This is a genomic window from Anaerobiospirillum sp. NML120449, assembly GCF_023051105.1.
GTDB lineage: Bacteria > Pseudomonadota > Gammaproteobacteria > Enterobacterales > Succinivibrionaceae > Anaerobiospirillum.
This window is the reverse complement of record NZ_JALKIL010000017.1, coordinates 51,459-59,599: the sequence shown is the minus strand read 5'-3', so window position 1 is coordinate 59,599 and position 8,141 is coordinate 51,459. Positions and strand designations below refer to the sequence as shown.

At 48.9% G+C, this 8,141-nt stretch carries 7 protein-coding genes; all 7 read right to left on the bottom strand.

Annotated features, from left to right (window positions below; all coding sequences use genetic code 11):
• Positions 1-684 precede the first annotated feature (684 nt).
• The 7 genes from MXE41_RS06605 to MXE41_RS06575 all read right to left on the bottom strand — a co-directional run bounded on the left by MXE41_RS06605 (position 685) and on the right by MXE41_RS06575 (position 8,024).
• On the bottom strand, positions 685-1,605 hold the full coding sequence (locus MXE41_RS06605) for a flagellin (protein ID WP_247099934.1): 921 nt from the start codon (positions 1,603-1,605) through the stop codon (positions 685-687).
• A gap of 142 nt (positions 1,606-1,747) precedes the next feature.
• Positions 1,748-2,671: a flagellin gene (locus MXE41_RS06600; RefSeq protein ID WP_247099933.1), complete on the bottom strand. Its 924-nt coding sequence runs from the start codon at positions 2,669-2,671 to the stop codon at positions 1,748-1,750.
• Between the two features lie 140 nt (positions 2,672-2,811).
• Positions 2,812-3,741, bottom strand: coding sequence for a flagellin (locus MXE41_RS06595; RefSeq protein WP_247099932.1), 930 nt, complete (start codon positions 3,739-3,741; stop codon positions 2,812-2,814).
• A gap of 140 nt (positions 3,742-3,881) precedes the next feature.
• Complete coding sequence (locus MXE41_RS06590) at positions 3,882-4,811, bottom strand: flagellin (RefSeq protein WP_247099931.1); 930 nt, start codon at positions 4,809-4,811, stop codon at positions 3,882-3,884.
• A gap of 138 nt (positions 4,812-4,949) precedes the next feature.
• Positions 4,950-5,885 (bottom strand): flagellin, encoded by a 936-nt coding sequence (locus MXE41_RS06585; protein WP_247099930.1) that lies wholly within the window; start codon positions 5,883-5,885, stop codon positions 4,950-4,952.
• 139 nt (positions 5,886-6,024) lie between these two features.
• Positions 6,025-6,948 (bottom strand): flagellin, encoded by a 924-nt coding sequence (locus MXE41_RS06580; RefSeq protein WP_247099929.1) that lies wholly within the window; start codon positions 6,946-6,948, stop codon positions 6,025-6,027.
• 137 nt (positions 6,949-7,085) lie between these two features.
• Positions 7,086-8,024 carry a flagellin gene (locus tag MXE41_RS06575; RefSeq protein WP_247099928.1) on the bottom strand — a complete coding sequence of 313 codons (939 nt, stop codon included), beginning with the start codon at positions 8,022-8,024 and terminating at the stop codon, positions 7,086-7,088.
• Positions 8,025-8,141: the final 117 nt, after the last annotated feature.

The following is an 8,141-nucleotide window of genomic DNA, read 5'->3' as shown; positions in this document are numbered from 1 at the left end:
CAGGACAAACTAAAGTGCAGGCAGGGGGCATACATCACTTTATGAGTGACTGAATGTACCTGCCTCCCTGCATTCATGCATGCATGCACGCAGGCCTGCCAGACAGAATGACTGCCCGTATACGGGACTTCCAGCATGCATTACTGCCCATAGAGCTGTCAGTGGTTTGATTACCACGCGGCAACTTTTGTCCTGACAAGTGCAGGGACTTGCCAGGTTAGGCCGGGATTTTTGCAGTGGAGATTTACCATCCAAATTATGGAGAAAACCATGCAGAAAATTAAGGAGAAAATGGCAGGATTTACAGAGAAAACAGCCTGAAACAGCCGTTTGTGCAGGTGAGGTAATATGGCCTGTAATCAAGGTCAAATGGTATATTACCTGCATTGGAAAAATAATTATGCGTGGCTTCTGGTTGGAGTATGAGCCACATCTGCAGGTTAACAATGACCTTGCATCAATTTCTGCCGCCTGATAAACAGGCGGCATGCTGCAGATTTGCCCCTTGCACAGAAAGTTACAGTTATTTCAGAGGGGCTTTTGTTCTTCGTGCACCTGAGCTTAAGGTGCCCATATGTTTAGTATGCAAAAAAGCCATGCTCCGAAACCGGAAAGCATGGCTTTTTGTTTTATAGAGCACCATGAAAAGTTCATAGTGCCTGAGAGCAATGCTCAGTTACTTTATTATCCAAGCAGGCTAAGTGCAATAACAGGACGCTGGTTGGCCTGAGCCAGTACAGACTGGGAAGCCTGCTGAATAATGTTGTTCTGAGTCAGAGCTGCGGTCTCAGAGGCGAAGTCTGTGTCTCTTATGCGGCTGCGGGCATCAGATTGATTCTCAGAAACGTTGGCCTGATTTCTAATGGTGCTCTCCATTCTGTTCTGTAAAGCGCCCAGGTTGGCACGCTTGGAATCTACAGCCTGGATCATGGCATCAATGTTAGCCAGGGTGTTAGTAGCAACAGATGCAGTACATACACCAAAACGTACGATAGCACCGGACTTTACAAGACCTTTAGTACCCTTTTCGGTGATGTCAGTTGCAGCTATTTTGGCCTGGCTGGCAATAGTTGATACGGTAAATGCAGATGACCAGTTTAAAACCAGTGTGTCGTTGGCATTAGCGCCCACCTGGAAAACAAGCTTGCCCTTATTATTACCATTAGATGGAATAAGGCCTACAGCACCATCAAGAATCTGCTGACCAGCAAAGGTTGTCTGCTTGGCAATACGGGTAATTTCAGCAGACAGCTGGCTTACTTCTTCCTGAATGGCCTTACGGTCGGCTGCTGAGTTGGTACCGTTAGCAGACTGAACAGCCAGCACGCGGATGCGCTGCAGCATGTTGGTGGTTTCGTCCAGTGCGCCTTCAATGGTCTGGGCCAGAGCAATACCGTCATTGGTATTACGGTTACCCTGGTTGAGGCCATTGATCTGGGAGGTCAGGCGGTCAGCAATCTGCAGACCTGCAGCGTCGTCCTTGGCAGAGTTAATACGCAGGCCAGAAGAGAGTCTCTGGTAGCTGGTATTCAGGTTAAGAGTGGCATTGCTCAGCTTTCTTTGAGCATTGATGGAACTGACGTTCGTGTTAACGTATAAAGCCATAATCTTATCTCTCTTATCTGCCTTTCTCAGGACGATTGTCTGATTTAACTACAGATTTTTGTCTGCACATCATCTGGTGCTGCAAACATAGAAATCGGAATGGACAGCAGATAAATCACTCACTATCTGCTGTCTGAAATATTTAGCCAAGCAGGCTAAGGGCAATTACAGGACGCTGGTTAGCCTGTGCCAGGACAGACTGGGATGCCTGCTGGATAATGTTGTTCTGGGTAAGAGCTGCGGTCTCAGAGGCGAAGTCTGTGTCTCTTATGCGGCTGCGGGCATCAGACTGATTCTCGGAGATATTTGCCTGATTGCGAATGGTACTTTCCATTCTGTTCTGTAAAGCACCAAGGTTAGCACGCTTGGAATCAACAGCCTGGATCATGGAGTCAATGTTGGCCAGGGTAGCAGTAGCAACTGATACAGTGCTAACACCAAAGCGAATTGGATTTGTACCTGACTTTACCAGGCCCTTTTTACCAGTCGCGTCCATATCACCAGCAGCAATACCTGCCTGACTGGCGATAGTTGAAACTGTGAAAGCAGATGACCAGGCTAAAACCAGGGTGTTACCGGCATTTGCACCAACCTGGAAGACCAGCTTACCTTTGTTATTGCCCTGATTAGGAATAAGGCCTACAGCACCATCAAGAATCTGCTGACCAGCAAAGGTTGTCTGCTTGGCAATACGGGTAATTTCCTGGGAAAGCTGGGTTACTTCTTCCTGGATAGCCTTACGGTCGGCTGCAGAGTTGGTGCCGTTTGCAGACTGGACAGCCAGCACGCGGATGCGCTGCAGCATGTTGGTGGTCTCGTCCAGAGCGCCTTCAATGGTCTGGGCCAGAGCGATACCGTCATTGGTGTTGCGGTTACCCTGGTTTAGGCCATTAATCTGAGTTGTCAGACGGTCGGCAATCTGCAGACCTGCAGCGTCGTCCTTTGCTGAGTTGATTCTCAGGCCTGAAGAGAGGCGCTGATAGGAGACATTCAGATTCAGGGTTGCATTACTGAGCTTGCGCTGGGCATTGATGGAACTGACGTTCGTATTAACGTATAAAGCCATAATCTTCTCTCTTATCTGCCTTTCTCAGGACGATTGTCTGATTTAAATACAGATTTATGTCAGCACATCATCTGGTGCTGCAAACATAGAAATCGTAAAGGACAGCAGATAAATCACTCACTATCTGCTGTCGAAAATGTTTAGCCAAGCAGGCTAAGTGCAATAACAGGACGCTGGTTAGCCTGTGCCAGTACGGACTGGGAAGCCTGCTGAATAATGTTGTTCTGGGTCAGAGCTGCAGTCTCAGAGGCGAAGTCTGTGTCTCTTATGCGGCTGCGGGCATCAGACTGATTCTCTGAGATGTTTGCCTGATTGCGAATAGTGCTCTCCATTCTGTTCTGTAAAGCGCCCAGGTTAGCACGCTTTGAGTCAACAGCCTGGATCAGCTTATCAATGTTCTCCAGGGTATGGGTGGCAGTACTTGCAGTAGAAACACAGAATCTAATGAATTTGGCACCTTGAGGGCCGTCTTCTGTTAAGCCTTTCTTTGTGTTTTTCTGATCTGCTGCTGCGATGCCGGCAACAGTTGCTATAGCTGAGAGTGTGAAACCAGTTGACCAGTTAAGGGTAAGAGTGTTGCCTGCGTTTGCGCCTACCTGAAATATAAGCTTGCCCTTATTATTACCATTAGATGGAATAAGGCCTACTGCACCATCAAGAACCTGCTGACCAGCAAAGGTCGTCTGCTTGGCAATACGGGAGATTTCCTGGGAAAGCTGGGTTACTTCTTCCTGGAGGGCTTTACGGTCAGATGCGGAGTTGGTACCGTTAGCAGACTGGACAGCCAGCACACGGATGCGCTGCAGCATGTTGGTGGTTTCGTCAAGAGCACCTTCAATGGTCTGGGCCAGAGCGATACCGTCATTGGTGTTGCGGTTACCTTGGTTGAGGCCGTTAATCTGAGTTGTCAGACGGTCAGCAATCTGCAGACCAGCAGCGTCGTCCTTGGCAGAGTTAATACGCAGGCCAGAAGAGAGTCTCTGGTAGCTGGTATTGAGGTTAAGAGTCGCATTGCTCAGCTTTCTTTGAGCATTGATGGAACTGACGTTCGTATTAACGTATAAAGCCATAATCTTCTCTCTTATCTGCCTTTCTCAGGACGAATGTCTGATTTCACTACAGATTTATGCCAGCACTTCATATGGTGCTGCAAACATAGAAATCGGAATGGACAGCAGATAAAAGATGCAGTATCTGCTGTCTAAAATGTTTAGCCAAGCAGGCTAAGTGCAATAACAGGACGCTGGTTGGCCTGTGCCAGTACGGACTGGGAAGCCTGCTGAATAATGTTGTTCTGGGTAAGAGCTGCGGTCTCAGAGGCGAAGTCTGTGTCTCTTATGCGGCTGCGGGCATCAGACTGATTCTCGGAGATGTTTGCCTGATTACGAATGGTACTCTCCATTCTGTTCTGTAAAGCGCCAAGGTTAGCGCGCTTTGAGTCAACAGCCTGAATCAGGGAGTCGATGTTTTCCAGTGTCTTTGTTGCAAGTTCAGCAGTTGAAACGGTAAATCTTGTTGTGCCACCAGCGCTCTTGTAAAGGCCTTTAGTCTTATCAATGATATTTGCATCAGGAATTTTAGCCTGGGAAGCGATTCCGCTTAGGGTGAATGCAGATGTCCAGTCTAATGTGAGAGTGTTACCAGCATTGGCGCCTACCTGAAAAACCAGCTTGCCATCACCAGGAATGAGGGAGTTATCGTTCTTACCCTGCACATACTTGCCATTAATTACGGTCTGACCAGCAAAAGTGGTCTGCTGGGCAATACGGGTAATTTCCTGGGAAAGCTGGGTTACTTCTTCCTGGATGGCCTTACGGTCAGACTCAGAGTTGGTACCGTTTGCAGACTGAACAGCCAGCACACGGATACGCTGCAGCATGTTGGTGGTTTCGTCCAGAGCGCCTTCAATGGTCTGGGCCAGAGCGATACCGTCATTGGTGTTACGGTTGCCCTGGTTAAGGCCGTTGATCTGAGTTGTCAGACGGTCGGCAATCTGCAGACCTGCAGCATCGTCCTTGGCAGAGTTAATACGCAGACCAGAAGACAGTCTCTGGTAGCTGGTATTGAGGTTCAGAGTCGCATTGCTCAGCTTTCTTTGGGCATTGATGGAACTGACGTTCGTATTAACGTATAAAGCCATATTCTTCTCTCTCTTATCTGCTTATGTCTGGACCAGTGTGTGATTTGAGCGCAGATTTATACGTAGGCTGTGTGCTACGTCTATACAAATTCAAAGTAGCAGCCATACTGTCTAAAACATAATGGCTGCCTGTTTTGATTAACCCAGAAGGCTCAGCGCAATAGTTGGACGCTGGTTAGCCTGTGCCAGTACGGACTGGGAGGCCTGCTGAATAATGTTGTTCTGGGTAAGAGCAGCAGTCTCTGAAGCGAAGTCTGTGTCTCTTATGCGGCTACGGGCATCAGACTGATTCTCGGAGATATTGGCCTGGTTGCGAATAGTGCTCTCCATTCTGTTCTGTAAAGCACCAAGGTTGGCACGCTTGGAGTCCACGGCCTGGATCATCTTATCGATGTTTTCGAGAGTCTTGGTAGAAGTACTGGCTGATGATACAGACCAGCGGTAATCATGTTTGCCAGCACCAAAAGCATCGGTGATTTTATGCAGTCCATTATCCTTGGCTACCGGGTTGTTAATTCCGGCCTGCTTTGCCAGACCTGACATGGTGAAAGCGGCTGACCAGTTAAGATCAAGAGTATTACCGGCATTTGCGCCTACCTGGAAAACAATCTTGCCCTTGTTGTTGCCAGTACCAGGAATTAAGCCAGCGCCTGCGCCATCAAGCACCTGATCACCTGCAAATGTTGTCTGCTTAGCGATACGAGTGATTTCAGCTGACAGCTGAGTTACTTCTTCCTGAAGAGCGTCACGATCTTTCTGGGAATTGGTACCGTTAGCAGACTGAACAGCCAGCACACGGATACGCTGCAGCATGTTGGTGGTTTCGTCCAGTGCGCCTTCGATGGTCTGGGCTAAGGCGATACCGTCATTGGTGTTACGGTTGCCCTGGTTGAGGCCGTTAATCTGAGTTGTCAGACGGTCGGCAATCTGCAGACCTGCAGCGTCGTCCTTGGCAGAGTTAATACGCAGACCAGAAGACAGTCTCTGGTAGCTGGTATTGAGGTTCAGAGTTGCATTGCTCAGCTTTCTTTGGGCATTGATGGAACTGACGTTCGTATTAACGTATAAAGCCATTTTCTCACTCTCTCTTATCTGCTTATGTCTGGACCAATGTCTGATTTGATCGCAGATTTATACGTAGGCTGTGTGCTACGTCTATACAAATTCAAAGTGGCAGCCATACTGTCTAAAACATAATGGCTGCCTGTTTTGATTAGCCCAGAAGGCTCAGCGCAATAGTTGGACGCTGGTTAGCCTGTGCCAGTACTGACTGGGAGGCCTGCTGAATAATGTTGTTCTGGGTAAGAGCAGCGGTTTCTGATGCGAAGTCTGTGTCTCTTATGCGGCTGCGGGCATCAGACTGATTCTCAGAAATATTGGCCTGGTTACGAATGGTACTCTCCATTCTGTTTTGGATTGCGCCCAGGTTGGCTCGATGAGAGTCGATGTTCTGAATTAAGGCATCAATATTTTGTAAGACAGCAGTCGCTGTTGCAGCTGTAGAAATAGAGAATCTGACCGGACTATTGGCACCGCTCTTTACTACACCTGATTTTGAATAGTTAGCAGCACCCTGCTGTACAGTTACATTAGCGCCGCCGGCAATGGCACAAAGTGTAAAGCCTTGGGATAAGGTAATGCCGAGGATGTTGCCTGCGTTAGCACCTACCTGGAAATTAAGCATTTGATTCTTAGCTGGGATCAGGCCTTTACCGGCGCCATCAAGTACCTGCTCGCCTGCGAAAGTGGTCTGGCGGGCAATACGGGTAATTTCAGCAGATAACTGAGTTACTTCTTCCTGGAGGGCCTTGCGGTCTGCCTGGGAGTTGGTGCCGTTGGCGGACTGAACAGCAAGCACACGGATGCGCTGGAGCATGTTGGTGGTCTCGTCCATGGCGCCTTCAATGGTCTGGGCTAAGGCAATACCGTCATTAGTGTTACGGTTGCCCTGGTTGAGGCCATTGATCTGGGAGGTCAGACGGTCAGCAATCTGTAAACCTGCAGCGTCGTCCTTGGCAGAGTTGATTCTCAGACCGGAAGAAAGGCGCTGATAGGAGACATTCAGGTTCAGGGTGGCATTGCTCAGCTTGCGCTGGGCATTGATGGAACTGACGTTTGTATTAACGTATAAAGCCATTGGTAGCTCACTTATCTGCCTTTCTCAGGACTCACGTCCATCGACTACAGAGGTTTAAACGCAGTATGTACTACTGCGTGCATAGAAACAGGAGAGGAAAGCAGGGAACCGGTATGATTACCTGCAGTAAAAATTGTTTAGCCAAGCAGGCTCAGAGCAATAGTTGGACGCTGGTTAGCCTGTGCCAGTACGGACTGGGAGGCCTGCTGAATAATGTTGTTCTGGGTAAGAGCAGCAGTTTCTGATGCGAAGTCTGTGTCTCTTATGCGGCTGCGGGCATCAGACTGATTCTCAGAAATATTGGCCTGATTACGAATAGTGCTTTCCATTCTGTTCTGTAAAGCGCCTAGGTTTGCTCGTTTGGAGTCAACAGCCTGGATCATCTTGTCGATGTTCTCAAGAGTCTTGGTAGAAGTACTTGCTGATGATACAGACCAACGATAATCGTGCTTGTTAGCACCAAAAGCATTGTTTACTTTATGGATGCCATTGTCTTTTGCATCGTTGCCAGCACCAAGCTGAGCAAGCTTGGCAAGTCCTGACATGGTGAAAGCTGCAGACCAGTTAAGGTCGAGGGTGTTGCCGGCGTTTGCGCCAACCTGGAATACGATCTTGCCCTTGTTGTTGCCAGTACCAGGAATTAAACCAGCGCCTGCACCATCAAGTACCTGATCACCTGCAAATGTTGTCTGCTTAGCGATACGAGTGATTTCAGCTGACAGCTGAGTAACTTCTTCCTGAAGTGCATCGCGGTCTTTCTGTGAATTAGTACCGTTGGCGGACTGCACGGCCAGCACGCGGATGCGCTGGAGCATGTTGGTGGTCTCGTCCAGAGCACCTTCAATGGTCTGGGCTAAGGCGATACCGTCATTGGTGTTACGGTTGCCCTGGTTGAGGCCATTGATCTGGGAGGTCAGGCGATCGGCAATCTGCAGGCCGGCTGCGTCATCCTTGGCAGAGTTAATGCGCAGGCCTGAGGAGAGTCGCTGGTAGCTGGTGTTCAGGTTCAGGGTGGCATTGCTCAGCTTGCGCTGGGCATTTATGGAGCTGACATTCGTGTTTACGTATAAGGCCATAGTAAGTATCTCCTCTGTAATCGTGTATCAGCGCACAGATGCCGTAGCTTTCTGAACTGTTAACGCAGCTTTGAACTTGCACCCGATTCCGGGAGCTGCAAGTTATGGGAATAGGAA